1 protein-coding gene and 1 pseudogene are annotated in these 1,139 nt (G+C 67.5%); one reads left to right on the forward strand and one right to left on the reverse strand.

Annotation, left to right across the window (positions count from 1 at the left end; genetic code table 11):
* A pseudogene (locus ACWGKS_RS30065) lies at positions 1-291 on the forward strand (serine hydrolase); the annotation flags it as partial.
* A gap of 53 nt (positions 292-344) precedes the next feature.
* Here the strand turns inward: ACWGKS_RS30065 and ACWGKS_RS30070 are convergent.
* Complete coding sequence (locus ACWGKS_RS30070; protein ID WP_452525122.1) at positions 345-944, reverse strand: TetR/AcrR family transcriptional regulator; 600 nt, start codon at positions 942-944, stop codon at positions 345-347.
* Positions 945-1,139 lie beyond the last annotated feature (195 nt).

A 1,139-nucleotide genomic window follows, 5' to 3' on the forward strand; every position in this document is an offset into this window, starting at 1 on the left:
GGTCCCGACCAGGCGTGGGGTGTGTCGGCCGTCGCCACCGGCGGCGACACCGTCGGACTCAAGAACGGGTGGACCCCACGCGAGTCCAACGGGGGGCTGTGGATCATGAACAGCGTCGGTTACGTGGCCGGGCCCGAGCACGAGTACCTGATCGCGGTGATGTCGGACCACAACACCGACTACGCCACCGGGATCACCCTCCTGGAAGATCTGGTCACCGAGGTGGTCGAGGCCATCGAGGGACCCGGCGCCCACGACGACCACGTCGCCGTCGGCACCACGTCCCACTGAGGAACGGTCACTCCTCCCGGGAGGAGAGGACACAGAACTCGGTGCCCTCGTGATCAGCGGGCGTTCAGGGCCCGAAGGAGGTACGTGACCAGGGCGTTCAGGTAGTCGGGATCGACCTCGGCCCGGAGAATGTTCAAGCGCCAGTACAGGGGCGCGGCCATCAGGTCCAGGGCCAGGGGCACGTGGGTGTCCTCGGGGAGTTCCCCACGCTCGATGGCCCGACGCAGAGTGGCCTCCCCGAGCGCGCGGCGACGCACGCCGATGGCGCTCTCGATCGCCTGGACCAGCTCCGGATCGCGCCCCGCCTCGGCGGCCAGGTCGGGCAGGATCGCCGCGAACCGCGGATGGGTGAGCCACACGTACACCGCCTCCAACGTAGCGCGCAGGTCGCCCTCGAAGGACCCGGTGTCGGCGATCTCGGCCGGCGGCACGCTGAATTCGGTCAGAGCCGAGATGACCATCCCTTGTTTGGACGACCACCTGCGGTACAGGGAGCTCTTTCCCGTCCCGGCGCGTTTGGCCACTCCCTCCATCGACAGGCGTCCGTATCCGCGCTCGGCGAGTTCGTCCAGTACGGCCTCGGAGATGGCCGAGGTGACGTGGGGACGCAGGACGGCGGCCCCGGTGGGTGTGCGTCGGGTGTGGTCGTTCATGCCCTCATCATACGTGTGGACGATACGGCACCGTCCCGTGTAAGGTCACGTCGGGACGGTACCGTACCGTCCAAATGGAAGAAAGGTGCATGCCATGGGAGCACCGCTCAAGAACGCCTCCGACCTCATCGACGAGGGCCTGAGGCTGATTCTGGCCAAGGACATGCTCGGTTTCGCCGACCTGTGGGCGGAGGA

This window comes from Nocardiopsis sp. NPDC055879 (genome assembly GCF_053615935.1).